Below are 24,668 nucleotides of genomic sequence, written 5' to 3' on the forward strand. Positions count from 1 at the left end.
CCTGCGCCCATCCCGGCCCAGCCCGGACCGGATGGGAAGATCTCCCGCTCCGAGCGCATCCGCGCACGGATCGCGAAGGCCTTCTACGAGGAGCGGGTCACCCCCGTCACGAAGGCCGAACTCGACGCCGCGCACCACGACCACCACGAGGTCGAGGGCGGTCACGACGAGGGTCAGATCGAGAAGTGAGCATGTCGTTCAGAGCGTGAGAGCTCAGTGCTCCGAGCTGCTGAACGGCAGAGACCGGCGGGCCCGGCGGGATCATCAGATCCTGCCGGCCCCGCCGTCATGTGCGCGCTGCCTCCTCTCCAGCGTTCGTGTCTCATTCTGCGTCGAGAAATCCTCATACGTTCGAAGCAGACAGAGACATGAGGCAGAGGTGAGACACAAAGGACGGTCTGGCAGCGCCGTTCCACACGGCACGCCCGTCCCCATCGCATCCTCGGCAGGGAGTCGCCTGCGCAGCGCATCGAAGCAGGACGCGTCCTGCACAGCTCCGGCCTCGAAGGCCGGTGCCGGTGATCTCCTCCTCACGCCGACGTGCTCTCCGCTCAGGACCGCGATGCGCTGATCGAGGCACATGTGGCGGTCTCGGCGGCTGTGTGAAGCAGAGCGGCCACAGAGCTGCAGCCGGAGCTTCGGACAGGGCGCAGCAGCACACCGACCCGTTCACCGACCTCTCCGCACCCGAATCCACGCGGTCCGCGCTCGCGCGTCACTGCACTTCGCGGAGCTCCGCATCTCTCGCGGCAGAGTCGTGGCGCAGTCGCTTCCTCCTGCCAAGCGCATCCGGCGGCACCAGCGCCTGCTCTCAGCTTCGCTCGCGGCCGCGCATCCACCCCGATCAGCGCTTCGGGTCACGGACTTATAGGTGGGTGGAGCCTGAAGCGGAGCGTATCGGTGTGTCGGTGAGGATCTGCTGCTGCGGCCGGGTGCTTCTGTGCCTGTCCCCTCCAGGCAGCGACGCACAGGTGGCCAGGCGCGGATCCTGAGGATCCTCCCCTTTCGCAACGGCTCCCCCGCACCTCCTCCGGCGGCCGCGTCTCATTCTGTGTCGAGATATCCGCATTCGATCGAGGCAGGCAGAGACACAAGCAGGACGGGCAGAGACACGAGCAGGAACTGAGACGCGAAAGGCGGGCCGGGAGAGTCCTTCCGAACTCTCCCGGCCCGCCTTTCGCGCTTCTCAAGCGCAGATCAGTGCGCGTGCACGCCCCGATCGTACTCGTAGATGAGACCCACCATACCGATCACGGAGATCACGCCTCCGAAGGGCAGGATCCACCAGCCGATGGCGATGCCGGCGAAGCAGATCGCGGCACCGACGCACACGACGAGCGGCCACCAGCTCCACGGGGAGTAGAAGCCGTACTCGTAGTACTCGTCGGAGATCTCTCCGTCGAGGTCGTCCGAGGCCAGCGGCGGGCTCTTCTTCTCCCGCAGCCACAGGAACACGCCGATCATGAGCGTCATACCGCCGACGAGGAGGATGCCGGGCAGACCGACCCACTCCTGCCATTCGGTCAGGAAGCCGTACACGATCGCGACAGGGGCGAAGAAGAAGATGCCGAGGCCGAAGAGCCATGCAGATGTCTTCATCGGGTGACCGCCTTCTCAGCCGGGGCGCCGTGTGCGCCGAACTCGAGCAGCTCCGGGTGGTTCGCCTCGAACGCGGGACGCTCGGAGCGGATCCTGGGCAGCGAGGTGAAGTTGTGACGCGGGGGCGGGCAGGAGGTCGCCCACTCGAGCGATCCGCCGTAGCCCCACGGATCGTTCACCGTGACCTTGGGTGCCTTGCGGGCGGTGACCCACACGTTCCAGAAGAACGGGATGAGCGACAGGCCCAGGATCAGGGAGCCCACGGTCGAGACCTGGTTCATGAGCGTCCAGCCGTCCTGCGGCAGGTAGTCCGCGTAGCGGCGGGGCATGCCCACTGCGCCCAGCCAGTGCTGGATGAGGAAGGTGCCGTGGAAGCCGATGAACAGGATCCAGAAGTGGATCTTGCCCAGCGTCTCGTCCAGCATCTTCCCGGTCCACTTGGGCCACCAGAAGTAGAAGCCCGCGAACATCGCGAAGACCACGGTGCCGAACACCACGTAGTGGAAGTGCGCGACCACGAAGTAGGAGTCGGAGAGCTGCTGATCGAGTGCCGGCGAGGCCAGGATGACGCCCGTGAGACCGCCGAACACGAAGCTCACCAGGAAGCCCAGCGACCACAGCATGGGCGTCTCGAACGTGAGCGAGCCCCGCCACATCGTGCCGATCCAGTTGTAGATCTTCACGCCCGTGGGCACCGCGATGAGCATCGTCATGAACGCGAAGAACGGCAGCATCACCGCGCCCGTGACGTACATGTGGTGCGCCCACACCGTCACCGACAGGGCCGCGATCGCGATCGTCGCGTACACCAGGCCCACATAGCCGAAGATCGGCTTGCGGCTGAAGACCGGGAAGATCTCAGAGACGATCCCGAAGAACGGCAGCGCGATGACGTAGACCTCGGGGTGGCCGAAGAACCAGAACAGGTGCTGCCACAGAATCGGCCCGCCGTTCTCCGGGCTGAAGATGTGCGCGCCGAGGATGCGGTCGGCGGCGAGGCCGAACAGCGCACCGGCCAGCGGCGGGAACGCCATGAGCACGAGCACGCCGGTGATGAGGGTGTTCCAGGTGAAGATCGGCATGCGGAACATCGTCATGCCCGGGGCGCGCATCGTGATGACGGTGGTGATGAAGTTCACCGAGCCCAGGATGGTGCCGAAGCCCTGCAGGGCCAGGCCCATCACCCAGAGGTCACCGCCGAGGCCCGGCGTGTACGTCGTGTTCGACAGCGGCGCATAGGCGGTCCAGCCGAAGGAGGCCGCACCCTGCGGGGTGAGGAAGCCGGAGAGCGCGATGAGGCTGCCGAAGGAGAAGAGCCAGAAGGCGAAGGAGTTCAGCCGCGGGAACGCCACATCCGGCGCTCCGATCTGCAGCGGCATGATCACGTTCGCGAAGCCGGCGAAGAGCGGCGTCGCGAACATCAGGAGCATCACGGTGCCGTGCATCGTGAAGAGCTGGTTGTACTGCTCCTTGGTCTCGAGGATCTGCATCCCCGGCTCCCACAGCTCGAGGCGGATGAGGAGGGCCATCACGCCGCCGAGGCAGAAGAAGATGAAGGAGGTGATCAGGTACATGTACCCGATCGTCTTGTGGTCCGTGGAGGTGATCCAGCTGACGAAGATCCTGCCCTTGCTGGTGGGCACCGGATCAGCCGGAGCCCCCGCCACGGTGGTCTGCGGTGCAGTCGCGGTCATCAGTGCTCATCCCCTTCCTGCTCGTAGGGATTCGAGTACCAGTCGGTACGGTTGTACTCCTCACCGAGGACGCCGTCATTGCCCTGCTCGCGGAGCGAGTCCGTGTAGGCGATGTACTCGTCGTACGGGACGACGCTGACGTTGAAGATCATCTCGGAGTGGAACTCACCGCACAGCTCGGCGCACTTGCCGACGTACTCGCCCTCCGCGAGGGGGCGGAGATTGATCTCCGAGCTGCGTCCGGGCACCATGTCCCGCTTCTCGAGGAAGGCAGGGATCCAGAACGAGTGGATGACGTCACGCGACTCGATCTTGAACTGGATGTCCGTGTCGGCCGGGAGGTACAGCGTCGGAGCGTCCTCGCCCGGCTGCTCGGTGCCGTCCAGGTTGGCCTGCACACCCGCGTAGTGGACGTCCTGGGTGATGTAGTTGAAGTCCCAGGCCCACTGCTTGCCGTAGACCTCGATGACCTCCTGCGGCTCGGTCTCGTCGTAGATCGTCTCGTCCATCGTCTGCGCGTTGTGGAAGAAGAAGCCCACGACGAGGATGAGCGGGACCACGGTGTAGAAGATCTCGACCGGGAGGTTGTAGCGCATCTGCACCGGCAGTCCGCGGTCGCTCTTCCTGCGCCGGTAGGCCACGATGCACCAGAGGATCAGGCCCCAGGTGATGGCGCCGACGATGAGGGAGGCGATCCAGCCGCCGTTCCACAGCGCGATGTAGTGGTCGGTGTGGGAGGTGGCGCCCTTCGATTCGACGGGCAGGAATCCCACTTCCCACTGTTCTTTCGTACACCCGGCGAGCAGTGTCGTTGCCGCCGCTGCGCCGATAGCACCGAGCCGCTTGGCCCGGGACGCGCCCGTCCTCGGCGCGGGCTGATTCGGAGAATCCACGTGCAGCCTTTCAGAACCTCTGTCGGGACTCGGGGCGAGCCCTCGCCCTCCTGCCCGCCGCCCCCCGGGACCGTCTCCGAAGACGGCCCGGAGGTGCCGGTCGAACAGTGTCAGGCAATGCTCAGTCCCAGGTCACCGAACTCTAACTTTGTCCCTGACAGCCTACCGCTACATGCCGTAGAAATTCACGTCGGCAAGGGGTCCCCTGGAAAAAACTTGGGGAGTGCGCGCGTGTTGCGCGCGGTGGAGCCGAACGGCGTAGTCGAATCCCGGGATCTCCGACACGCCCAGGCTCTCCAGGTGTGGGGTGGACCACTGCACGTCGATCATCCAGGAGGCCTCCGCGCCCGGGGTCTCCGCCCCTTCCAGCATCCCCACCAGCGCGGCGAGAGCCGCCTTCGAGGCGTCCGTGCGGCGGTGGAACATCGACTCGCCGATGAAGATCCCGCCCAGGCTCACGCCGAAGAGCCCGCCCGCGAGTTCGCCGTCCCGGTAAGCCTCGACGGAGTGCGCCCATCCTGCCGCATGCAGCGCGAGGTAGAGCTCGCGCATCTCCGCAGTGATCCACGCGCCCTCCCTCGCCGGGTCCGCGCAGGCGTCGACGACCTCGGCGAACGCGGTGTCACAGGCGTAGTCGAAGGTGCGCATCGAACGGCGCAGGCTGCGGCTCACCCGCAGGTCGCCCGGCAGCAGCACGCCGCGCAGAACGGGCGCCCACCAGCCCAGCGGCGGGCCGCCGCCCTCGCCGAGGCCCATCGGGAACAGCCCCGCCCGGTAGGCGGCCAGCGCCGTCACGACCGTCGGCCGCTCCGTGCCCACCGCCCGTAGATCCTCGTCGAACACTCCTCGCCTCCTGCTCGCCCTGCATCATCGCCGTGCGGCGGAACGGGCGAGAGGCCGCGGACGCACGATGCGTCCGCGGCCCCGTCGATGCGCGCCGTCCCGTGACGCGCGCAGCCCGCTTCGCAAGCTCAGTGGAAGGAATCGCCGCAGGCGCAGGAGCCGGCGGCGTTCGGGTTGTCGATGGTGAAGCCCTGCTTCTCGATCGTGTCGGAGAAGTCGATGGTCGAGCCGCCGAGATAGGGCACGCTCATCTTGTCGACGACGACCTCGACGCCGTCGAAATCGCGGATCGCGTCGCCGTCGAGCGTGCGCTCGTCGAAGTAGAGCTGGTAGATGAGGCCCGAGCAGCCGCCCGGCTGCACCGCGACGCGGAGGCGGAGATCGTCGCGGCCCTCCTGCTGAAGGAGGCTGCGGACCTTCTCCGCGGCCTCGGCGGAAAGCTCGACACCGTGAGCTGCGGTGGTCTCCTGTGTGACGGTCATTGACTCTCCTTAGACGTATCGGTCCGGCGCTGCCGAGGACGTGTGCCCGTGCAACGCGGTGCAGGGGCCGGGTATTCCAGGCTACACCCCGGCACCCTCCGCACTCCGGCCTCCCAGCCGCTCCAGCAGCAGGGCCTCCGCCACGATCGCGCGGCGGAAGTCCGGGACGTAGAGCGATTCGTTCGCGCTGTGCGCTCGTGCGTCCGGGTCCTCCACGCCGGTGACGAGGATCGACGCCTGCGGGAACACCTCGAGCAGATCGGCGATGAACGGGATCGAACCGCCGAGGCCCACCTGCACCGCCTCCGTGCCGAAGCCCTCGCCGAGCGCGGCCATCGCCGTGTCCACGACCGGATCGGCGGTGTCGGCGCGCCACGGGCTGCCGGCCTCCTCCTCGCCGAACTCCACGCGCGCGCCGAACGGGGCGTGGTCCGTGAGGTGCCGCTTGACGGCGGCAAGCGCGTTCTCCGGAGTGTCACCGGGAGCCACCCGGATGCTGAGCTTGGCGCGGAGCGAGTGCTGCAGGGTGTTCGAGGACACGTCCACGTGGGGCAGGTCCAGGCCGATCACCGTCACGGCCGGCTGCGACCAGACGCGGGAGGCGAGCGTGCCGGTCCCGATGAGCTCGACGCCGTCGAGGATGCCCGAGTCCGCGCGCAGCGCCGCCTCCTCGTAGTCCACGTGCGCCGCGGTCTCCCCCACCAGCCCCTCGACGGCGACGGAGCCGTCCTCGCCGTGGAGAGAGGCCAGCAGGCGCGTCATCGCGAGTGCGGCATCCGGCACGACGCCGCCGTACATGCCCGAGTGGACGGCGTGGTCCAGGGTGGAGACCGTGAACTCCAGGGCGGCCATGCCGCGCAGGCTCGTCGTGAGCGCGGGCGTGCCCGCCGCCCAGTTGCCGCTGTCGGCCACGACGAAGACATCTCCGGCGAGCCTGTCCCGGTGGCGGAGGATGAAATCGCGGAAGCTGGGCGACCCGGCCTCCTCCTCCCCCTCGACGAACAGCACGACCCCCACGCCGAGGTCCTCGCCGAGCAGCCGCAGAGCGGTGAGGTGCACCATGATCCCGGCCTTGTCATCGGCGGCGCCGCGGCCGAAGATGCGGTCACCGGACTCCGTGGCCTCGAACGGCGGCGTGTTCCACAGCGACTCCTCACCGGTGGGCTGGACGTCGTGGTGGGCGTAGAGGACCACCGTGGGCGCTCCCTCGGGCGCCGGCCGGGCGGCGACGACGGCGGGAGAGCCGGGCTCGCCGTCCGGCTTCTGCGCCGTGAGGACATCGACCTCCTCGAACCCGGCCTTCCGCGCGAGTGCGGCGACGGCCTCGGCCGATGCCCGCACATGGGACTGGTCGAAGGCGGGCCAGGCGATCGAGGGGATCGCGACGAGCGAGGCGAGGTCCCCCTTCACCTCCTCGAAGACGGCGTCGAGCGCGGAGTGCAGGGTCGTGGCGCGCTCGGAGCGCGCGGTATGTGCCTGTGTCATAGTCCGATACTATTCAACGCGTGTTTGGACGGAACAAGAGCAGTGACAGCGAGCCCTCCCCCGAGGCTCCCCAGGGCGACGACGCCGCGACCGGGACGGACGGTGCCCGCAACCCCGCCGAGGCGAAGAAGAACCGTCCCACCCCCAGGCGCAGCGAGCAGGAGGCGCGCAATCAGCGCCCGCTCGTGGGCGGGAACCGCAAGGCCGCGGACCGGAAGGCCCGGGAGGAGATGCGCAGGCGCCGGGACGAGGCCCGGATCGGCGTGATGAACGGCGACGAGCGCTTCCTCGGCCCCAGGGACGCCGGCGCCCAGCGCCGCTATGTCCGCGACTACGTGGACGCGCGCTTCTCGATCGGAGAGCTCTTCATCCCCATCGCCCTCGTGGTCCTCGTGGCAGGCATGTTCATGCCGGACTTCGCGATGATCGCGAACTTCGTGGTCTACGGCCTCATCGTGCTCATCATCCTCGACAGCGTCCTCCTGTGCACGCTGCTGCGCGGACGGATCCGGGCCAAGTTCGGTGCCGACAGCATCCAGAAGGGCACCAACTTCTACGCCATCATGCGCGCCATCCAGATCCGCCGGCTGCGCGTGCCGAAGCCGATGGTCAGGCGCCGCGAGATGCCGAGCTGAGCCGGCCCGCCGAGCGCACGAGGCCGGACGCCCGCAGGGGCGTCCGGCCTCTTCTCATTCCGCGGTCCGCGCCTCACCAGCGCCGGCGGCGCGCGCCGCGCACGGCCCGGCCCGCCCAGAACGGTCCGCCGAAGATCATCCCGCTGTAGGCCTGCACGAGGTCCGCGCCGGCGCCGAGCCGCGCGGACACGTCCCGGTGGCTCTCGATGCCGCCCACCGACACGAGCGCGAGGTCCCCACCTGGGTGCGCGGCGTCCAGGTGCCGCCGCACGAGGCGCAGGACGTCCATCGAGCGCTCGGCCAGCGGCCTCCCGGAGATGCCGCCGGCCTCCCGGAGCGCGAACTCAAGGTCGCCGCCGGCGAGCACCTCGCGGTCGATGGTCGTGTTCGTGAGCACGAGACCGTCCACTCCCTCCGCGACGGCGAGGTCGACGACGGCGCGGATGTCCTCATCGGCGAGATCGGGGGCGATCTTCACGAGCAGGGGCACATGGCCGAGGGTCGAGCGGGGCCGGTCGACGACCTCGGCGGCGGTGTCCCGGACCGCCCGGATGATGGGCGTGAGGGCGGCGGTCGACTGCAGGTCCCGCAGGCCCGGAGTGTTGGGCGAGGACACGTTGATGACGAGGTAGTCGGCCAGTGCGGCGAGCTCGCGCGTCGAGCGGGCGTAGTCCTCGGCCGCCTGCTCGGGCTCGACCACCTTGGTCTTGCCGATGTTGATCCCGATGACCGGCCGCCGGTCCTCCGGCAGCTCGTCGATGAGCCGCCGCTGGTCGGCGACCGAGAACGCCGCCTCCCGCGCTCCGCGGTTGTTGAAGCCCATCCGGTTGAGGATGCCGCGGCCCCCGAGCAGCCGGAAGAGGCGCGGCCTGTCGTTGCCCGGCTGACCGTGACCGGTGACGGTGCCGATCTCGATGTGGCCGAATCCCAGACGGGACAGCGCACGGACCCCGGTCCCGTCCTTGTCGAAGCCCGCCGCGAGGCCTAGGCGGTTGCGGAACCGCAGGCCCAGGACCTCCGCGCGGTCCTCCGTTCCCCGCCCGCAGGCCAGGGACAGCGCCTCGCGCATCACCGGCGTGCGGTCGAATGCCCTGAGGCCTGAGAAGCTGAGATGGTGCGCCCGTTCCGCGTCCATGCGGACGAGGACGGCGCGGAACAGGAGCGAGTACAGAGGCGTTTCCACGCGGCCGAGTCTAGCGTCCGGCCGCGGCCTCCGATGCGCCCGGCCGCCGCTGCCAGCGCACGCGGCGGAACGCGCATTAGGATCGGAGCGGACCGACCACCGTCGAGCGCGCACCCCGTGCACGGAAGGAAGACAGATGGCGCAGACACCCGCCGCCCTCCCCACATCCGAACACTCCACCGCGAACCCCGCCGGCCTCGACGCCGATGTCCTCGTCGTCGCCACCCGGACCGAGGGCGAGGGCGAGTCGCGGCGCGCTCGCATCGCCGCCCCCGCCCTCGCCGCCAAGGTGGTGAAGGCGCTCGAGGAGGCCGCCGCCGCCGTCGGCCACACGGGCAAGGCGACCTCCGCCGTCCGCGTGCCGGCGCCGAACGGGGTGAAGGCCCGGGCCGTCGTCCTCACGGGCCTGGGCGCCCTCGACGCCGAGGCCCTCGCAGCCGCCGAGCCCGAGACGCTCGAGGCCGTGCGCCGCGCCGCCGGTGCCGCTCTGGGCTCTCTCACCGGCCTCGGCTCCGCCGTCGCGGCCGTGCCCGGCGAGGGCGCGGACCTCGCCGAGGCCTGGACCGTCGGCGCCCTGCTGGGGGCCTACCGCTACACCGCCTACCTCTCGGAGGCCGAGGGCAGGGGCCCGGTGGCGCGCCTCGTCATCTCCGCCGGTCGCGAGGCCGCCGAGGCGTTCAGCCGCGGCGAGGTCATCGCCCGGGCCACCGCCGCCACCCGCGACCTGGTCAACCAGCCGCCCCGCGATCTCTTCCCCGCCTCCTTCGCCGAGGCCGTCTCCGCCCGCGCCGGGGAGCTGAAGAAGGCGAAGATCCGCGTCGAGGTGCTCGACGAGGCGCAGCTCGCGGCCAAGGGCTTCGGCGGGCACACGGGCGTGGGCCAGGGCTCGCCGCGCGGCCCCCGCCTCGTGAAGCTCAGCTACGCCCCGCGGAAGGCCGGCCGGCACCTCGCGCTCGTGGGCAAGGGCATCACCTTCGACTCCGGCGGCCTCTCGCTCAAGCCCGCCGCGAGCATGGAGGAGATGAAGTCCGACATGGCCGGCGCCGCAGCGGCCGCGCACGCGCTCTTCGCGATCGCCGAGCTGGGTCTGCCCCTGAAGGTGACCGCCTGGCTCGCGCTCGCGGAGAACATGCCCTCGGGCACCGCGCAGCGTCCCTCCGACGTCATCACGATCTACGGCGGGAAGACCGTCGAGGTGACGAACACCGATGCGGAGGGCCGCCTGGTCCTCGCGGACGCACTCGTCGCCGCGCAGGAGGAGAAGCCGGACCTCGTCGTCGACATCGCGACCCTCACGGGCGCCCAGATCGTCGCGCTCGGCAACCGGACCTCCGGGGTCATGGGCACGGAGTCGGCCCGCAACACCGTCGTCCTCGCCTCCGAGGCCTCGGGCGAGCAGATCTGGCCCATGCCGATCCCGGAGGAGCTCATCCGCTCCTTCGACTCGAACACGGCCGATCTCAAGAACGCCGGCGGCCGCGCCGGGGGCATGCTCGCCGCCGGCGCCTTCCTCCGGGAATTCGTCGAGGAGGGGATCGACTGGGCACACCTCGACATCGCCGGCCCGTCCTTCAACTCGGAGTCCGCGCACGGCTACACCGGCAAGGGCGGCACCGGAGTGCCGGTCCGCACGCTCGTCGAGGTCGCCGCGCTGCTCGCGGAGTCCTGAGCCCGCGCCCGCGAACCGGAGGCCGGAGCCCGTGACAGTCATCACCGCACTTTCGGCTTCCGGCGGGCGAAATCGCCTCCGTTTAGTGGAATGATGGTTGAGAGCGCCCTGGGAGGGGCCGAAACAATCATCGGGAATTGAGGAGTGATCCGTGACCGATTCGTCCAACTCGTATGATCTCGTCATCCTCGGAGGCGGGACGGCCGGGTACGCCGCCGCCTTCCGCGCCGCGACGCTGGGACTCAGCGTCGCGCTCATCGAGCGCGACAAGGTGGGCGGGACCTGCCTGCACCGCGGCTGCGTCCCCACCAAGGCGCTGCTGCACGCGGCCGAGGTCGCGGACACCACCCGGGAGGCCGGCCAGTTCGGCATCCGCGCGGAGTTCCAGGGCATCGACATCGAGCAGGTGCTCGCCTACAAGGACGATGTCATCTCGAAGAATTACAAGGGTCTCCAGGGCCTCATCAAGGTCCGCGGGATCGACTACATCTCCGGTGAGGGCACGCTGGTCTCGCAGGACACCGTGCAGGTGTCCAACGACGAGGGCGGGGTCACCGTCACGGGGAAGAACATCGTGCTGGCGACCGGGTCCGAGCCGAAGACGATCGGCCTCGACATCACCGGCCGCGTGCTCACCTCGACCGAGGCGCTGAATCTCAAGGACACCCCGAAGTCCGCAGTGGTGCTCGGCGGCGGCGTGATCGGCGTGGAGTTCGCGAGCGTCTGGGCCTCGTTCGGCGCGGACGTCACGATCGTCGAGGGCCTGCCCCACCTCGTGGCGAACGAGGACGAGGCGATCTCGAAGAACCTCGAGCGCGCCTTCAAGAAGCGCAAGATCAAGTTCAAGCTGAACTCGATGTTCAAGAGCGTCACGCAGGACGACTCCGGTGTGCACGTCACGCTCGAGGACGGCAGCACCATCGACGCCGAGTACCTGCTCGTCGCTGTGGGCCGCGGCCCGGTCACCGCCGGGTTCGGCTACGAAGAGCAGGGGCTGACGCTGGACCGCGGCTTCGTCATCGTCAACGAGCGCCAGCACACCGGTGTGGGCAGCATCTATGCGATCGGCGACATCACGCCGGGCCTGCAGCTGGCCCACCGCTCCTTCGCCCACGGCATCTTCGTGGCCGAGGAGATCGCGGGCCTGAACCCGGCTCCCCTCGTGGAGTCCGGCGTCCCCCGCGTCACCTACTGCGAGCCGGAGATCTTCTCGGTGGGCCTCACCGAGAAGCAGGCCCGGGAACAGTACGGCGACGACGCCGTCGAGACCGTCGACTACAACCTCGCGGGCAACGGCAAGTCCGTCATCCTCAAGACCGGCGGCATCATCAAGGCCGTCCGGGAGAAGGACGGACCGGTGCTCGGTCTGCACGGGATCGGCGGGCGCATGAGCGAGCAGGCCGGTGAGGCCCAGCTCATCGTCAACTGGGAGGCGCTGCCCGAAGAGGTCGCCCAGCTCATCCACGCCCATCCCACCCAGAACGAGGCGATCGGCGAGACCTTCCTCGCCCTCACCGGCAAGCCGCTCCACGCGCACAACTGAGTCCCAAGGAGTCGTTCACGATGTCGAACACAGTCAATATGCCCGCGCTGGGCGAGTCCGTCACGGAAGGCACTGTGACGCGCTGGCTCAAGGAGGTCGGCGAGACCGTCGAGGTCGACGAGCCGCTGCTCGAAGTCTCGACCGACAAGGTCGACACCGAGATCCCCTCCCCCTACGCCGGCACGGTCGAGAAGCACCTCGCGGAGGAGGACGACGAGGTCGAGGTCGGCGCTCCGCTGGCCGTGATCGGCGACGGCTCCGGCTCGGGTGAGTCGTCCGCTCCCGCCGAGGAGGCTCCGTCCGAGGAGGCCCCGGCTGAGGAGGAGCCCGCTGAAGAGGCTCCTGCCGAGGAGGAAGCGCCCGCGCAGGAGGAGACCGCCTCTGCGGCCGAGCCGGCCGCGGCTCCGGACGCCGGCTCCGGCGAGGGCACCGAGGTCACGATGCCCGCCCTGGGCGAATCGGTCACCGAGGGCACCGTCACCCGCTGGCTCAAGGCCGTCGGCGAGACCGTCGAGGTCGACGAGCCGCTGCTCGAGGTCTCGACCGACAAGGTCGACACCGAGGTCCCCTCCCCCGTCGCCGGAGCGGTCGTCAAGCTCTTCGCGGACGAGGACGACGAGGTCGAGGTCGGTGCACCGCTCGCGCTCATCGGCTCCGGCGAGGCCTCGGCGTCTGCCGCTGAGCCGTCTGCCGCCCCGGCACCCGCGGAGGAGGCGCCGGCGGAAGAGGCACCTGCGGAGGAAGAGGCTCCCGCCGAGGAGCCGGCTCCCGCTGCCGAACAGCAGGAGGCACCCGCGGAGGAGGCGCACGCACCCGCTCCGGCTCCGGCGGCCGAGGCCTCCGGCGAGTCGATCGCCTCGAGCGTCTCCGGGGCCAACCCGGCCTATGTCACCCCGCTGGTCCGGAAGCTCGCGAAGCAGAAGGGCGTGGACCTGTCCGCGCTCACCGGCACCGGCGTGGGCGGACGCATCCGCAAGCAGGACGTCCTCGACGCCGCCTCCGCCGCTCCCGCGGCAGCGGCTCCGGCCTCGGACCGCGCGCCCCATGTCGTCGAGCTGTCCGAGGAAGCCAAGGCTCTGCGCGGCACCACGCAGAAGACCTCCCGGATCCGCCAGACGATCGCCAAGCGCATGCGCGAGTCGCTGCAGAACACCTCGCAGCTCACGCAGGTCGCCGAGGTCGACGTCACGGAGGTCGCGAAGCTCCGGAAGGCGACGAAGGACGCCTTCCAGGCCAAGCACGGCGTCAAGCTCACGTACCTGCCGTTCTTCATCAAGGCGGTGGTCGAGGCCCTGCAGATCCACCCGCAGGTCAACGCGCAGATCTCCGCCGACGGCAAGGAGATCGAGCACTTCGACCACGAGCACGTCGGCATCGCGGTGGACACGCCACGCGGTCTCATCGTGCCCGTCATCAAGGACGCGGGCTCGCTCTCGGTCGCGGGCCTCGCGAAGGCGATCGTCGACCTGGCCGAGCGCACCCGCGACAACAAGGTCAGGCCCGACGAGCTCTCCGGCGGCACCTTCTCGGTGACCAACCTGGGCAGCTTCGGGGCGATCATGGACACGCCGATCATCAACTACCCGCAGTCCGGCATCCTGGGCGTGGGGTCGATCGTGCGGCGTCCGGTCGTGCGCACGCTGAGCGACGGGGACGAGGCCATCGTCATCCGGGACATCGTCGAGCTGCCGCTCACCTACAACCACGAGCTGGTCGACGGCGCGGACGCGGGCCGCTTCCTCACCACGGTGCGCGAACGCCTCCAGGAGGCGAACTTCCTCGCCGATCTGGAGCTCTGAGCGCCACACAGCTGCGCTGACACGCTCTGCGCTGAGTTGCACGAGGGGCGGGAGCCGATGCACATCGGCTCCCGCCCCTCGTGCGTGCGCAGGCTCAGCCGTGCACGCTGTGCACCTGCCATCCCACCTCCCCCTCGCGCAGCTCGATCGTGATCTCCGACCAGTCCCCATCGCCTGCGCGCATGCGCGCTCGCAGCACGGCGGCGCCCGGCTCGGAGTCGTCGAGGATCCGGATGTCGTCGACCGCGAGCTCCCCGCAGTCCGGGCAGGGCAGCGGCGCGGCGTCAACATCCGCCTGAGCCGCGGGCGAGCCCGGCACCGTGAGTGCCATGAGCGCTTCGCGGTCCCCCGCTGCGACCGCCGCACTCCGCTCCCGGGTGAGGGCTGCGAAGGCGGCTGCGGGGTCAGCGCCGGATGCTGTATCGCCCTCTGCCGATGAGGCCGCGTGCGGGACCGCGGTCGTCTGCCCCGGGCCCTCCGTCCTGCTCGTCTCCCCGCGCATGCCCGGGGCGAGGAGCCATGCGCCGGCGAGCAGGACGGCGGCACTCGCACCGACCGCTCCGACGGCCCGCAGGCGCCCGGACGGGAGGCTGCGCGCAGGAGGTCCGGAGCGGCTGCGGGTCCGCGCGTCCTTGCGCGTGCTGCGGTGCCCGCCCTCGCCCGCTCGCGCGCCTCGGAGGTGGCTGACGATCTGCCCGTCGAGCACTCCCGTCGGCGCGTCCTCGGCCGCGACGCCCGCCTCGGCGGGGAGGAAGCCGCGCTCACGCTGCGGTTCCAGCTCCCGCACGCGGCGGAGCACCGTGCGGAGGCCTGCGGCAGGGGTGCCGGCGAGCAGGTGCTCCGTCAGGCGCCGGACCGCGGCCGGAGCGGCCGGAGCGGTCTCCGCCAGCGGGCGGCCGATCCACGGACCGCCCGTGAGCGCGGCGTGGAGGATCTCACCGCAGGCCGCGGAATCCGTCGTCTCCGCCTCGGCGCGCAGCCGGCCCGGCACCACCGCGATGCGGCCGCTCTCCGTGAGTGCGAGGGCCCCGGAGGTCATCCTCGTCCACCCTGCGGGCGTCCGGGGTGCCGCGAGCACCGCCTCGACCGCCTCCTCGAGCACGCCGAGGGCCTGGGCCGCCGGCAGTCCGCCGTGGGCGCGCAGCGCGTGCGTGAGGAGGCCGCCTCGACACCGCGGCACGAGGAGGCCGGGGCCGGATGCGGCCGTCATGCGCCGGACACCGGTCCAGACCGCGGCCTCGGCGGCGAGCACTGGGCCCGCATGGCCGCCGCCGATCCGCACGAACCACCGGCTCTCACCCTCCCGGCTCACGCGCAGCAGACCGGGCTCGAGCTCTGCCTCCACCACCCACCCGGACTCCGTCTCGCCTTCGGCGCTCTCGTCCGCAGTCATCTTCCCCCCCCCGCCGTTCGTGACACTCGATGACATCGACTGGTGTCACTCAATTGTATTTGATGATGATTGATATGCTTTGATGAGCATCTCATGGAGAGGAGGATCACACAAGGGCCCGCGCGCGGGAAGTCTCCCCCGCGCGCACGTACAGTGGTCGTCATGGGATTCGCTGTGAAGAGCCTCGGCCTCGATCCGGATCTGGTCGACTACCGCCGGGCATGGGAGCTTCAGACGAAGCTGCACGACGAGGTGGTCGCGGGTGAGCGCGATTCCACCCTGCTGGTGCTCGAGCACGAGGACGTGTACACGGCCGGGAAGCGGACGGAGGACCACGAGCGTCCCATCGACGGGACGCCGGTCATCGACGTCGACCGGGGAGGCAAGATCACCTGGCACGGGCGCGGTCAGCTCGTCTGCTATCTGATCTACCGCCTCAACGACCCCAAGGACGTGCGCCTCTTCGTCAGCCAGATCGAGGACGCGATCATCGCACTCGCCGCCGACCTCGGACTCGAGGCGAGGACGGTCGAGGGCCGGGCCGGCGTGTGGCTGCCGGCCGCCGGAGGGCGTCCGGAGCGCAAGCTCGGCGCCATCGGCATCCGCATCCACGACGGCGTGACGATGCACGGGCTCGCCCTCAACTGCTCCAACGCCTCCGCCGGCTTCGACAGCATCGTCCCGTGCGGCATCGCAGACGCCGGCGTCACCTCGCTCAGCGAGGAGCTGGGACGCACCGTGACCCCCGCCGATGTCGCCGACCGCATGACGGAGCTGCTGCAGGCGCACATCACCGCCTGAGCCGGCGCGCCCGGCACGCGCACACCTGAGAACGACTCCGAGTGAAGGGACGACCCCCATGACGCTGGCCCCCGAGGGACGCAAGCTCCTCCGCATCGAGGCGCGCAACGCGCAGACCCCCATCGAGCAGAAGCCTGCCTGGATCAAGGCGAAGGCCAACATCGGCCCGGAGTTCACCGAGCTCAAGTCCCTCGTCCGCGGGGCCGGCCTGCACACGGTGTGCGAGGAGGCCGGCTGCCCCAACATCTTCGAGTGCTGGGAGGACCGGGAGGCCACCTTCCTCATCGGCGGCGAGCAGTGCACGCGGCGCTGCGACTTCTGTCAGATCGACACCGGCAAGCCCGCGGACTTCGACGCCGATGAGCCGCGCCGCGTCGCCGACTCCGTGCGGCAGATGGGACTGCGCTATTCGACGATCACCGGCGTGGCCCGCGACGATCTGCCCGACGGCGGTGCCTGGCTCTACGCCGAGACCGTCCGGCGCATCCACGAGCTCGAGTACGAGGACGGCACCGGCACCGGCGTGGAGCTGCTGATCCCGGACTTCGACTCCGATGACGCGCAGCTTGCCGAGGTCTTCTCCTCGCGTCCCGAGGTCCTCGCGCACAACGTTGAGACGGTGCCCCGCATCTTCCGGCGCATCCGTCCGGGCTTCCGCTACGAGCGCTCGCTCTCCGTCCTCACGAAGGCCCGTGACGCAGGCCTCGTGACGAAGTCGAACCTCATCCTCGGAATGGGCGAGACCGATGAGGAGGTCGTGGAGGCGATGCGCGACCTGCACGAGGCGGGCACGGACATCCTCACCATCACGCAGTACATGCGCCCCTCCGAGCGGCACCACCCCATCGACCGCTGGGTCCGCCCGCAGACCTTCGTGGAGCTGCGGGACGAGGCCGAGCGGATCGGGTTCCTGGGCGTGATGTCCGGCCCGCTCGTCCGCTCCTCCTACCGTGCGGGCAAGCTCTGGGCGCAGGCCATGCGCCGGCGCGGGATCGAGATCCCGGCGCATCTGAGCCACCTCGACCGGGACGTCCCCGCCCGCCAGGAGGCTCAGGCGGTGGTGGACGCATTCGGCAAGGGCCAGGAGGTACAATACTGAGTCGACCCGGTGTCCGCAGGGAGCCGGCGACCATCCACCGCACACCCGCATCGAAGCGAGAGCATGTCCACGAGCAGCGAGTCTGAGAAGAAGGGCCTCTTCGGCCGCAGGAAGAAGCAGCGCGATCCGGCGAACCCGGGCCGCATTGCGCAGATGCGCCAGGTGGTGAGGCTGGCGCGCCGGCACAACCCCGCCTCGATGTGGCTGGTGGCCGCCGCGCTGGTGGGCCTGGCCGGCCTCGGCGTCCTCGCCGGGTTCCTGTTCTCCGGCTCCGTCCTCACCATCATCCTGTGGGGTCTGACCGGCCTGCTGCTGGGCGCGGTTCTGGCGATGTTCCTGCTGGGCCGCTTCGCGGAGGCCGCGGCCTTCGACCAGATGCGGGGCCAGCCCGGTGCCATCGGCGCCGTGCTCAACACCGCGCGCCGCGGCTGGCTCATGGACGAGCAGCCCATCGCCTTCGATCCGCGCACGCAGGAGATGGTCTTCCGCACCACGGGCCGCGGCGGCGTGGTCCTGGTGGGCGAGGGCGCGAGCCGCAAGAAGATCGAGCGGCTGCTCGACAAGGAGCAGAAGCGCCATGCCCAGATCGTCAAGGGCGTGCCGATCCACACCTTCCAGGGCGGCGAGGGCGAGGGGCAGCTCGCGATGGAGCAGGTCACGCGCACGCTCTACAAGCTGCCGCGCAGGCTCAACAAGGCGGAGATCCTCGCCGTCCGGAACCGCCTCGCGAGCATCGGCACGATGGCCTCGCGCCCGCCGGTGCCCAAGGGCGTCGATCCGAACAACGTCCGCCCGGACCGACGCTCGCTCCGCGGGCGCTGAGAAGACCGGAGAGCGCCCCGCCGGAGTTCCGGCGGGGCGCTCTCATGCTCTCAGCCCGGCTCGGGACATGTCCCGGCCCGGCTCACCGCGTGCGGACCACCGCCGCGCCCGAGGCCCGATCGTGCAGGCCGCGCCCGTCCGGGTCCATGATGACGACGGGGACGACCAGGCACACGAGCAGCGTGCGCACGAATGCGCGCAGCAGTCCGACCGGCCCCGTGGAGGCCAGTGTGCGGCGCGTGGCGAGATCGACGACGCCGATGCCCATGAGCAGGTGCCCCGGGGTGCGGCCCAGCAGCCAGACGCAGACGAGGTACAGCAGTGCGAAGCCGGACTGGATCGCGATGTTCTGGGGAATGGGATCGGCATCCATGGTGAGCCGGACGGCGAGGACCACGAGCCCCCAGTCGACGACGATGCCGGCGGCCCGCCGCAGCAGTGAGGCCGCCGACCCCGTGCCGGACTGCGGGAAGCCCAGGCGGCGGCCCGGCCAGTAGTCCTCCGGCACAGACGGACCGGTCAGCCATTCCGCGCGCCGCGACGCGCTCTCCCCTCGTTCGACCATGCCCACCAGGCTAGTCGATGGACCCCCGTGTAACACGCAGGAAACATCCGGGTCACGGCCGCGCAACGGCCTCCCTATAGACTCGGGTCACGACCCACTCACGAGATCAGGAGCGTGCACGTGTTCTCAACGGCACAGGAACTCATCGGCTACGTCAAGGAGACGGAGGTCGAGTTCGTCGACATCCGCTTCTGCGATCTTCCCGGGGTGGTGCAGCACTTCAACCTCCCGGCGGACGCATACGGTGAGGACGAGATCACGGAGGGACTCCTCTTCGACGGTTCGTCCATCCGCGGCTTCCAGGGCATCCACGAGTCCGACATGAAGCTGCTGGCGGACGTCTCGACCGCCTACATCGACCCGTTCCGCGAGGCGCGCACGCTCGTCATCACGCACTCGATCGTCGATCCCTTCACGGACGAGCCCTACTCCCGCGATCCGCGCCAGGTCGCGGAGAAGGCGGAGGCCTACCTCAAGAGCACCGGCATCGCGGACACCGTGCTCGTGGGCGCGGAGGCGGAGTTCTACCTCTTCGACTCGATCCGCTATCAGACGACCCCCGGTGAGAGCTTCTACCACATCGACTCCGTCGAGGCCGCGTGGAACACCGGCGCGGACGAGCCGGGCGGCAACCTCGGGTACAAGACCCCCGTCAAGGGCGGCTACTTCCCGGTCTCCCCGCAGGACCACTTCGCGGACATCCGCGATCGCATCTCGCTCACCCTCAAGGAGATCGGCTTCTCCGTGGAGCGCGCGCACCACGAGGTCGGGACGGCGGGCCAGCAGGAGATCAACTACCGGTTCGACACCCTCAAGCACGCGGCCGACCAGCTGCTGGACTTCAAGTACGTCGTGAAGAACACGGCACTGGCCGAGGGCCGGACGGCGACCTTCATGCCCAAGCCCATGTACGGCGACAACGGCTCGGGCATGCACTGCCACCAGTCGCTGTGGAAGGACGGGGAGCCCCTCTTCTACGACGAGAACGGCTATGCGGGGCTCTCGGACCTCGCACGCTGGTACATCGGCGGGCTCATCGAGCACGCGGGTGCGGTCCTCGCCTTCACCAACCCGACCATCAACTCCTACCGGCGCCTGGTGCCCGGCTATGAGGCGCCGGTGAACCTCGTGTACTCGGCGCGCAACCGCTCCGCGGCGATCCGCATCCCGGTCACGGGCTCCTCGCCCAAGGCCAAGCGCATCGAGTTCCGCGTGCCCGATCCGTCCTCGAACCCGTACCTCGCGTTCTCCGCGCAGCTCATGGCGGGCCTCGACGGGATCAAGAACCGGATCGAGCCGCCCGAGCCCATCGACAAGGACCTCTACGAGCTCCCGCCGGAGGAGCTCGAGGGCATCAAGCTGGTGCCGGGCTCGCTCGAGGAGGCTCTCGAGGCACTCGAGGCCGACCACGACTTCCTCACCGCCGGCGATGTCTTCACCCACGACCTGATCGAGAAGTGGATCGAGTACAAGCGCACCGAGGAGATCGAGGTCATGCGCCTGCGCCCGACCCCCACGGAGTTCGAGCTCTACTACTCGCTCTGAGGCGACGACGGTCGCAGAGCAGGCTCCGAGAGGCCCCGCCCCTCCCCCAGCGGGAGGCGCGGGGCCTCTCGCGCGTCTTCAGCGAGACCGGACGTGCAGGCCCGCACCGTGGAAGAAGATCACGGCGACGATGGGAGCGGCCACGAGCTGATAGCCGAGCCAGACGGCCCATGCCGTGCCCGCGCTCCCGCCCGCGGACGCGAGGACCACCGCGAGCACCGAGACGAACACCCAGAGGGCGTCATAGGCGATCAGGTGCGGCACGCGGCCTGCCTCACCGCTGCGCACCGCATACAGCATCTCCGCGCCGGCGCTCGCCAGTACGGGCACCGCCGTCACGCACAGCAGCCACGCCGGCGCGCCCAGGCGCTCGGTGAGCAGCGGGAGCAGAATGAGCATCCCCGCGCCCACGAGGGCCTTCCAGATCCCATCGGCGAAGTAGCCCGCGCGCAGCATCATGGTCCCTCCGCCCCGGCCATGACTTCCGGCACCCGCCTCCGCTCCGCGTCCCGGTCTACCCTGGTGGCATGGCCTCGGCACCCTCCCACACCGCCCGGCTGGCCCCCTCCCGCGCGGAGATCCTCTCCGGGGGCCTCATCATCGCCCTCTGCGCCGCCATCGGGACGTTCACCCTCATCGTCGGAGAGCCGATCATCTCCACCGGCGCGTGGGCGGGCCTGCTGGGTCTCTGGCTCCTCCTCGTGCTCACCGCCGGGTACGAGGAGCAGCGGACCTGGCTGCCGCGCACGGCCTTCGCCCTCTCCGTGCTCGCCTCGTGGGCGCTCGTGCTCACGCTCCCCACGGGCGGGATGGTCGAGATCATCCTCGTCGTCACGGTCGCCATGGGCGTCCATGTCGCGCCCCTCATCGCGACGGCAGCCGTCGTCGCCCTCAACACCGGCGTGATCGCCCTCGGCGCATTGCGCGGCAGCACGGGCGAGGGGGAGCTGCAGGAGGTGCTCTTCTTCACGGGCTTCTACCTCGTCATCCAGGTCTCGGCGATGCTGAGCACCTCCGCCCTGCTGCGCGAGGGGCAGATGCGCAGGCGCCTGGAGGAGCAGAACGTCGAGCTCACGGCGACCTCCGTCCTGCTCGAGGAGACGACGCGGACGGCGGAGCGGCTGCGCATCTCGCGGGACCTCCACGATCTCATCGGCCACCAGCTCACGGTGCTCAGCCTCGAGCTGGAAGCCGCGAAGCACCGCAGCGACGCGACCGCGGCGGTGCGGCCGCACGTGGACCGCGCCGCAGCGGTTGCGAAGGACCTCCTCCGGGATGTGCGCAGCACCGTGGGGTCGCTGCGCGCGCACGAGGCCCCGGACCTGCACGCCTCGCTCAGCCGGATCGCGGACGCCGTGCCGGGTCTCTCCGTGAGGCTGTCCGTGGACCCGCGCACCGCAGCGGACGAAGATACCGCGGCCGCCGTGGTCCGGACTGCGCAGGAGGTCATCACGAATGCGCTCAGGCACTCGGACGCCCGCGTGCTGAGCATCACCGTGGAGCGGGCGGAGGACTCGCTCGTCCTCACCGCGCACGGCGACGACTCCGGCCCCGCGCGGTACACGGAGGGCAACGGACTCCGCGGCATCCGCGAGCGCATCGAGCTGCTCGGCGGCGGCGTGACCGTCGCGCCCGCGCAGGGATTCCGCCTCACCGCGCACGTGCCCTCTCACGAGGCTCCGCTCCGGAGCGGGCGGACGGTGCCGTCATGAGCCCGGTGAGCGTCGTCGTCATCGACGACCAGACGCTCGTGCGGCAGGGCATCCGCACGCTGCTGGAGATGGGCGGCATCTCGGTGCTCGCCGAGGCCGGGGACGGGAGCACGGGCCTCGAGGCGATCAGGGTCCACCGGCCGGATGTGGCTCTGCTCGACCTGCGGATGCCCCGGTACGACGGTCTCTGGATGCTCGAGCGCCTGCGCGAGGAGACCGCGATCGCCGCACACCCGCCCGACGATCCGCCCGCCCACGGGGAGGAGCACCCGCTCACCCCCGTGCTCGTCCTCACGACCTTCGACGACGACGCCCTCCTGCTCCAGGCCCTCACGCTGGGCGCACGCGGATACCTGCTCAAGGACGTGACGGTCGAGCAGCTCTCCCGCGCCGTCCGCACCCTCGCGGACGGGGGCACGCTCATCGCGCCCTCGCTCACGGACAGGCTCCTGAGAACCCTGCGGGGCGCTCCCCTGCCCGCTGGTGCTGCGGACGTGCCCGCACAGCCGCTCAGCACGCGCGAGCGCGAGGTGCTGCGGCTCGTGGCGGAGGGGTGCTCCAACCGGCAGATCGCCGAGGTCCTGCACCTGGCCCCGGGCACGGTGAAGAACCACCTCTCCGCGGCCCTGCTCAAGCTGGGGGCGCGGGACAGGACGAATGCGGTCCTCCGCGCGCTGCGCGAGGGACTCCTCGACTGAGGCGCGCCGGGGCATCACTAGACTGGCGCCCATGACGCATTTCGACGTGCTCGTGATCGGCACCGGCTCAGGCAACAGCATCATCAACCACCGCTTCGACGGGCTGCGGGTGGCGATCGCGGAGGCGGACCGGTTCGGGGGCACGTGCCTCAACGCCGGCTGCATCCCCACGAAGATGTACGTCTATCCGGCGACCCGCGCAGCGGAGGCCGCGGACTCCTCGGGGATCGACCTCTCCACCTCGTTCGACTCCGCGGACTGGGCGGCCCTGCGCGACCGCATCTTCGCCCGCATCGATGCGATCGAGGCCGATGGCCGGGCCTACCGCTCCGAGCGCCAGGAGAACGTGACCGTGTACCCCGAGCGGGTGCGCTTCACCGGCACGCACACGCTCGTGACGGATTCGGGGCGGGAGATCAGCGCCGACCGCATCGTCATCGCCGCCGGCTCCGCCCCCGTCGTGCCGGAGATCCCCGGACTCGACCGCGCCCTGGTCGACACCCCCGGCTATCCCGTGCACACCTCGCGCTCGATCATGCGCCTCGAGACCCGGCCCGAATCCGTCCTCATCCTGGGATCGGGCTTCATCGCCGCGGAGTTCGGGCACATCTTCACCGGCCTCGGCACGCGCACGACGCTCGCCGTGCGCGGCGACCGCATGCTGCCGGGAGCCGATGAGACCCTGCGCACCCGCTTCACGGAGGCCTTCTCCGACCTCCACGACGTCCGCACCGGGATCGAGGCCGAGCGCATCCGGCTGCTCGACGACGGCCGGGTCGAGGTCTCCTTCCGCGCAACCGGCAGGGTCTCAGGTGCCGAGGTGCCCGCACCCCTCGTCGTCGAGCGCCTGCTCCTCGCCACGGGACGCCGCCCCGCCTCGGAGGGGCTCGATCCCGCGGCCGCGGGCATCGACCGGCATCCGGATGGCCGCATCGCCGTCGACGTGCACCAGCGGGTGCTCTCCGGGGGCGCTCCGCTGCCCGGCGTCTTCGCGCTGGGCGACATCTCCTCGCCTCACCAGCTCAAGCACGTCGCCAACCACGAGGCGCGGATCGTCAAGGCGAACCTCGTCGCCGACATCGACGCGGGTGCGCCGGGGGCGGCTGAGGCACAGGCGCTCGCGACCACGAGCCACAAGGGCGTGCCCGCCGCCGTGTTCTCCTCGCCGCAGGTCGCCCACGTGGGCATGACCGAGGTCGAGGCCCGGGCCGCCGGACACGATGTCGTGATCGGGGAGCGCGACTACGCCGGAGTGGCCTACGGCTGGGCGATGGGCGATGCCCCGGGCTTCGTCAAGGTCATCGCGGACAGGTCCTCGCGCCTCCTGCTCGGGGCTCACATCATGGGTGCCGAGGCGTCCATGATCATCCAGCCGCTCATCCAGGCCATCGCCTTCGACCAGCGCGCCGATGAGGTCGCGACGGGGCAGTACTGGATCCATCCGGCACTGCCCGAGGTCGTGGAGAACGCCCTGCTCGACCTCGACTTCCGCTGAGCCCGGGCTGCGAGGCTCAGAACGCCTCAGCTCTCGTCCTTCGGAACGAGGACGAAGGCGTCGTGCCCGCTGAGCGGTCGCACCGCACGGAAGTCCCGCGCATCGAGGGTGAGCATGCGAGGGGTCTCATACCTCTCTGCGAGTACGACGTTGACGGCATCTGCGAGATCGAGTCGAAGGTCCCGGTACCGGTCCTGGACGCTCCGCGCACGCCTGAGCATCTCAGCCGTCAGCTCCGGCACGACGATGCGCCGGCCCTCCGCGTTCTTCAGCAGCCAGTCGTTGACACCGTATGCGGCGGAACGGCCCTGCTCCCGCGTGATCACGTGCTCGATCTCGAGCAGCACAGGCGGCGAGACCACGGTGGCCGGAGAATCGATGAAGGCGCGCCGCGCGCTCCGATGCATCCCGGACGAGGAATTGAAGGCCGCTACGAGACCAGATGCGTCTCCGATGAGGATCACGGTGAGCAGATCGAATCCGCCACGATGGAGTCGACGCCCTCCGCCGTGACCTCATGACCCAGGTCGAGGACGGGGACGTCCCAGTCCACCGCCCATCTCTGCGCCCGCAGTGCTACGAGGTGGAAGGCCTCGCGGATCAGCTCGGATTCGGGACGTCCCTCCCGCTGTGCCGCGGACTTGACCGCCCGGAGATCGTCCTCGTCCACCATCACGGTGGTTCGCCGCAGTGCCATGCAGTTATGGCACCTC

The 24,668-nt window shown here is 70.1% G+C and carries 23 protein-coding genes and 1 pseudogene; 12 read left to right on the forward strand and 12 right to left on the reverse strand.

Annotated elements, in window-relative coordinates; translation table 11 throughout:
* A pseudogene (locus K318_RS24950) lies at positions 1-189 on the forward strand (cytochrome bc1 complex cytochrome b subunit); the annotation flags it as partial.
* Positions 190-1,197: 1,008 nt separating this feature from the next.
* On the opposite strand, the gene K318_RS0104140 reads toward K318_RS24950, so the two are convergent.
* The 6 genes from K318_RS0104140 to K318_RS0104165 form a co-directional block, all read right to left on the reverse strand.
* The gene (locus K318_RS0104140; protein ID WP_029088547.1) at positions 1,198-1,599 is read right to left on the reverse strand and encodes a cytochrome c oxidase subunit 4; all 402 of its coding nucleotides are present in this window, start codon (positions 1,597-1,599) and stop codon (positions 1,198-1,200) included.
* A complete protein-coding gene (ctaD, locus tag K318_RS0104145) occupies positions 1,596-3,293 on the reverse strand; it encodes an aa3-type cytochrome oxidase subunit I (RefSeq protein WP_029088548.1) in 1,698 nt (565 codons plus the stop codon). Before ctaD ends, K318_RS0104140 begins: the two co-directional genes overlap by 4 nt.
* On the reverse strand, positions 3,293-4,186 hold the full coding sequence (gene ctaC, locus K318_RS0104150) for an aa3-type cytochrome oxidase subunit II (RefSeq protein ID WP_029088549.1): 894 nt from the start codon (positions 4,184-4,186) through the stop codon (positions 3,293-3,295). The genes ctaD and ctaC overlap by 1 nt, the downstream gene beginning before the upstream one ends.
* A gap of 168 nt (positions 4,187-4,354) precedes the next feature.
* Entirely contained in the window at positions 4,355-5,029 is a 675-nt protein-coding gene (gene aat / locus K318_RS19305) for a leucyl/phenylalanyl-tRNA--protein transferase (RefSeq protein ID WP_051297541.1), read from the reverse strand.
* A 128-nt stretch (positions 5,030-5,157) separates the two neighbouring features.
* On the reverse strand, positions 5,158-5,511 hold the full coding sequence (locus K318_RS0104160; protein ID WP_029088550.1) for a HesB/IscA family protein: 354 nt from the start codon (positions 5,509-5,511) through the stop codon (positions 5,158-5,160).
* A gap of 81 nt (positions 5,512-5,592) precedes the next feature.
* A complete protein-coding gene (locus K318_RS0104165; protein ID WP_029088551.1) occupies positions 5,593-6,996 on the reverse strand; it encodes a dipeptidase in 1,404 nt (467 codons plus the stop codon).
* Between the two features lie 20 nt (positions 6,997-7,016).
* Here K318_RS0104165 and K318_RS0104170 point away from each other — a divergent pair, with 20 nt between their 5' ends.
* Positions 7,017-7,631 (forward strand): DUF3043 domain-containing protein, encoded by a 615-nt coding sequence (locus tag K318_RS0104170; protein WP_029088552.1) that lies wholly within the window; start codon positions 7,017-7,019, stop codon positions 7,629-7,631.
* A gap of 73 nt (positions 7,632-7,704) precedes the next feature.
* On the opposite strand, the gene K318_RS0104175 is transcribed toward K318_RS0104170, so the two are convergent.
* Positions 7,705-8,814: a quinone-dependent dihydroorotate dehydrogenase gene (locus K318_RS0104175; protein WP_245579760.1), complete on the reverse strand. Its 1,110-nt coding sequence runs from the start codon at positions 8,812-8,814 to the stop codon at positions 7,705-7,707.
* A 136-nt stretch (positions 8,815-8,950) separates the two neighbouring features.
* Here K318_RS0104175 and K318_RS23465 point away from each other — a divergent pair, with 136 nt between their 5' ends.
* From K318_RS23465 to sucB, 3 genes are all read left to right on the forward strand, one after another.
* Positions 8,951-10,483, forward strand: a complete 1,533-nt coding sequence (locus K318_RS23465) for a leucyl aminopeptidase (protein WP_029088554.1) — start codon at positions 8,951-8,953, stop codon at positions 10,481-10,483.
* A 151-nt stretch (positions 10,484-10,634) separates the two neighbouring features.
* On the forward strand, positions 10,635-12,026 hold the full coding sequence (lpdA, locus tag K318_RS0104185; RefSeq protein ID WP_029088555.1) for a dihydrolipoyl dehydrogenase: 1,392 nt from the start codon (positions 10,635-10,637) through the stop codon (positions 12,024-12,026).
* 20 nt (positions 12,027-12,046) lie between these two features.
* Positions 12,047-13,825, forward strand: coding sequence for a 2-oxoglutarate dehydrogenase, E2 component, dihydrolipoamide succinyltransferase (gene sucB, locus K318_RS0104190; protein WP_029088556.1), 1,779 nt, complete (start codon positions 12,047-12,049; stop codon positions 13,823-13,825).
* A 94-nt stretch (positions 13,826-13,919) separates the two neighbouring features.
* Here sucB and K318_RS0104195 read toward each other — a convergent pair whose 3' ends face one another.
* Positions 13,920-15,218, reverse strand: a complete 1,299-nt coding sequence (locus K318_RS0104195; RefSeq protein WP_029088557.1) for a hypothetical protein — start codon at positions 15,216-15,218, stop codon at positions 13,920-13,922.
* 162 nt (positions 15,219-15,380) lie between these two features.
* Here K318_RS0104195 and lipB point away from each other — a divergent pair, with 162 nt between their 5' ends.
* The 3 genes from lipB (at position 15,381) to K318_RS0104210 (ending at position 17,940) form a co-directional block, all read left to right on the forward strand.
* The gene (gene lipB, locus K318_RS0104200) at positions 15,381-16,019 is read left to right on the forward strand and encodes a lipoyl(octanoyl) transferase LipB (RefSeq protein ID WP_029088558.1); all 639 of its coding nucleotides are present in this window, start codon (positions 15,381-15,383) and stop codon (positions 16,017-16,019) included.
* Between the two features lie 58 nt (positions 16,020-16,077).
* Positions 16,078-17,118, forward strand: a complete 1,041-nt coding sequence (gene lipA / locus K318_RS0104205; protein ID WP_029088559.1) for a lipoyl synthase — start codon at positions 16,078-16,080, stop codon at positions 17,116-17,118.
* A 63-nt stretch (positions 17,119-17,181) separates the two neighbouring features.
* Positions 17,182-17,940 carry a DUF4191 domain-containing protein gene (locus K318_RS0104210; RefSeq protein WP_029088560.1) on the forward strand — a complete coding sequence of 253 codons (759 nt, stop codon included), beginning with the start codon at positions 17,182-17,184 and terminating at the stop codon, positions 17,938-17,940.
* Positions 17,941-18,022: 82 nt separating this feature from the next.
* Here K318_RS0104210 and K318_RS0104215 read toward each other — a convergent pair whose 3' ends face one another.
* Positions 18,023-18,505 (reverse strand): RDD family protein, encoded by a 483-nt coding sequence (locus K318_RS0104215; RefSeq protein WP_084499692.1) that lies wholly within the window; start codon positions 18,503-18,505, stop codon positions 18,023-18,025.
* Between the two features lie 120 nt (positions 18,506-18,625).
* On the opposite strand from K318_RS0104215, the gene glnA reads away from it, so the two are divergent.
* The gene (glnA, locus tag K318_RS0104220; protein WP_029088562.1) at positions 18,626-20,050 is read left to right on the forward strand and encodes a type I glutamate--ammonia ligase; all 1,425 of its coding nucleotides are present in this window, start codon (positions 18,626-18,628) and stop codon (positions 20,048-20,050) included.
* Positions 20,051-20,128: 78 nt separating this feature from the next.
* Here glnA and K318_RS0104225 read toward each other — a convergent pair whose 3' ends face one another.
* A complete protein-coding gene (locus K318_RS0104225; RefSeq protein WP_029088563.1) occupies positions 20,129-20,509 on the reverse strand; it encodes a hypothetical protein in 381 nt (126 codons plus the stop codon).
* Positions 20,510-20,577: 68 nt separating this feature from the next.
* Here K318_RS0104225 and K318_RS19315 point away from each other — a divergent pair, with 68 nt between their 5' ends.
* The 3 genes from K318_RS19315 to K318_RS0104240 are packed head-to-tail and all read left to right on the forward strand — an operon-like array spanning position 20,578 to position 23,955.
* Positions 20,578-21,762, forward strand: a complete 1,185-nt coding sequence (locus K318_RS19315; protein WP_051297543.1) for a sensor histidine kinase — start codon at positions 20,578-20,580, stop codon at positions 21,760-21,762.
* Complete coding sequence (locus K318_RS0104235; RefSeq protein WP_029088564.1) at positions 21,759-22,460, forward strand: response regulator; 702 nt, start codon at positions 21,759-21,761, stop codon at positions 22,458-22,460. Before K318_RS19315 ends, K318_RS0104235 begins: the two co-directional genes overlap by 4 nt.
* A 31-nt stretch (positions 22,461-22,491) precedes the next feature.
* Complete coding sequence (locus K318_RS0104240) at positions 22,492-23,955, forward strand: mycothione reductase (RefSeq protein ID WP_029088565.1); 1,464 nt, start codon at positions 22,492-22,494, stop codon at positions 23,953-23,955.
* Between the two features lie 26 nt (positions 23,956-23,981).
* Here the strand turns inward: K318_RS0104240 and K318_RS0104245 are convergent, their stop codons facing one another.
* Both K318_RS0104245 and K318_RS0104250 read right to left on the reverse strand, forming a co-directional pair.
* The gene (locus K318_RS0104245) at positions 23,982-24,419 is read right to left on the reverse strand and encodes a type II toxin-antitoxin system VapC family toxin (protein ID WP_029088566.1); all 438 of its coding nucleotides are present in this window, start codon (positions 24,417-24,419) and stop codon (positions 23,982-23,984) included.
* Complete coding sequence (locus K318_RS0104250) at positions 24,416-24,652, reverse strand: ribbon-helix-helix protein, CopG family (RefSeq protein ID WP_029088567.1); 237 nt, start codon at positions 24,650-24,652, stop codon at positions 24,416-24,418. Before K318_RS0104250 ends, K318_RS0104245 begins: the two co-directional genes overlap by 4 nt.
* Between the last annotated feature and the right edge of the window lie 16 nt (positions 24,653-24,668).

The organism is Brevibacterium album DSM 18261, from assembly GCF_000426445.1.
Taxonomy (GTDB): Bacteria; Actinomycetota; Actinomycetes; order Actinomycetales; family Brevibacteriaceae; genus Brevibacterium; species Brevibacterium album.

What these genes read in the sequence shown, in the direction of transcription:
- K318_RS0104225 (WP_029088563.1), bottom strand. Translation starts at nt 20,509, where the DNA reads ATGATGCTGCGCGCGGGCTACTTCGCCGATGGGATCTGGAAGGCCCTC.
- K318_RS0104250 (WP_029088567.1), bottom strand. Translation starts at nt 24,652, where the DNA reads ATGGCACTGCGGCGAACCACCGTGATGGTGGACGAGGACGATCTCCGG.
- K318_RS0104210 (WP_029088560.1), top strand. Translation starts at nt 17,182, where the DNA reads ATGTCCACGAGCAGCGAGTCTGAGAAGAAGGGCCTCTTCGGCCGCAGG.
- K318_RS23465 (WP_029088554.1), top strand. Translation starts at nt 8,951, where the DNA reads ATGGCGCAGACACCCGCCGCCCTCCCCACATCCGAACACTCCACCGCG.
- K318_RS0104165 (WP_029088551.1), bottom strand. Translation starts at nt 6,996, where the DNA reads ATGACACAGGCACATACCGCGCGCTCCGAGCGCGCCACGACCCTGCAC.
- K318_RS0104240 (WP_029088565.1), top strand. Translation starts at nt 22,492, where the DNA reads ATGACGCATTTCGACGTGCTCGTGATCGGCACCGGCTCAGGCAACAGC.
- K318_RS0104195 (WP_029088557.1), bottom strand. Translation starts at nt 15,218, where the DNA reads ATGACTGCGGACGAGAGCGCCGAAGGCGAGACGGAGTCCGGGTGGGTG.
- lipA (WP_029088559.1), top strand. Translation starts at nt 16,078, where the DNA reads ATGACGCTGGCCCCCGAGGGACGCAAGCTCCTCCGCATCGAGGCGCGC.
- K318_RS19315 (WP_051297543.1), top strand. Translation starts at nt 20,578, where the DNA reads ATGGCCTCGGCACCCTCCCACACCGCCCGGCTGGCCCCCTCCCGCGCG.
- lipB (WP_029088558.1), top strand. Translation starts at nt 15,381, where the DNA reads ATGGGATTCGCTGTGAAGAGCCTCGGCCTCGATCCGGATCTGGTCGAC.
- K318_RS0104215 (WP_084499692.1), bottom strand. Translation starts at nt 18,505, where the DNA reads ATGGTCGAACGAGGGGAGAGCGCGTCGCGGCGCGCGGAATGGCTGACC.
- K318_RS0104235 (WP_029088564.1), top strand. Translation starts at nt 21,759, where the DNA reads ATGAGCCCGGTGAGCGTCGTCGTCATCGACGACCAGACGCTCGTGCGG.
- K318_RS0104140 (WP_029088547.1), bottom strand. Translation starts at nt 1,599, where the DNA reads ATGAAGACATCTGCATGGCTCTTCGGCCTCGGCATCTTCTTCTTCGCC.
- sucB (WP_029088556.1), top strand. Translation starts at nt 12,047, where the DNA reads ATGTCGAACACAGTCAATATGCCCGCGCTGGGCGAGTCCGTCACGGAA.
- ctaD (WP_029088548.1), bottom strand. Translation starts at nt 3,293, where the DNA reads ATGACCGCGACTGCACCGCAGACCACCGTGGCGGGGGCTCCGGCTGAT.
- K318_RS0104160 (WP_029088550.1), bottom strand. Translation starts at nt 5,511, where the DNA reads ATGACCGTCACACAGGAGACCACCGCAGCTCACGGTGTCGAGCTTTCC.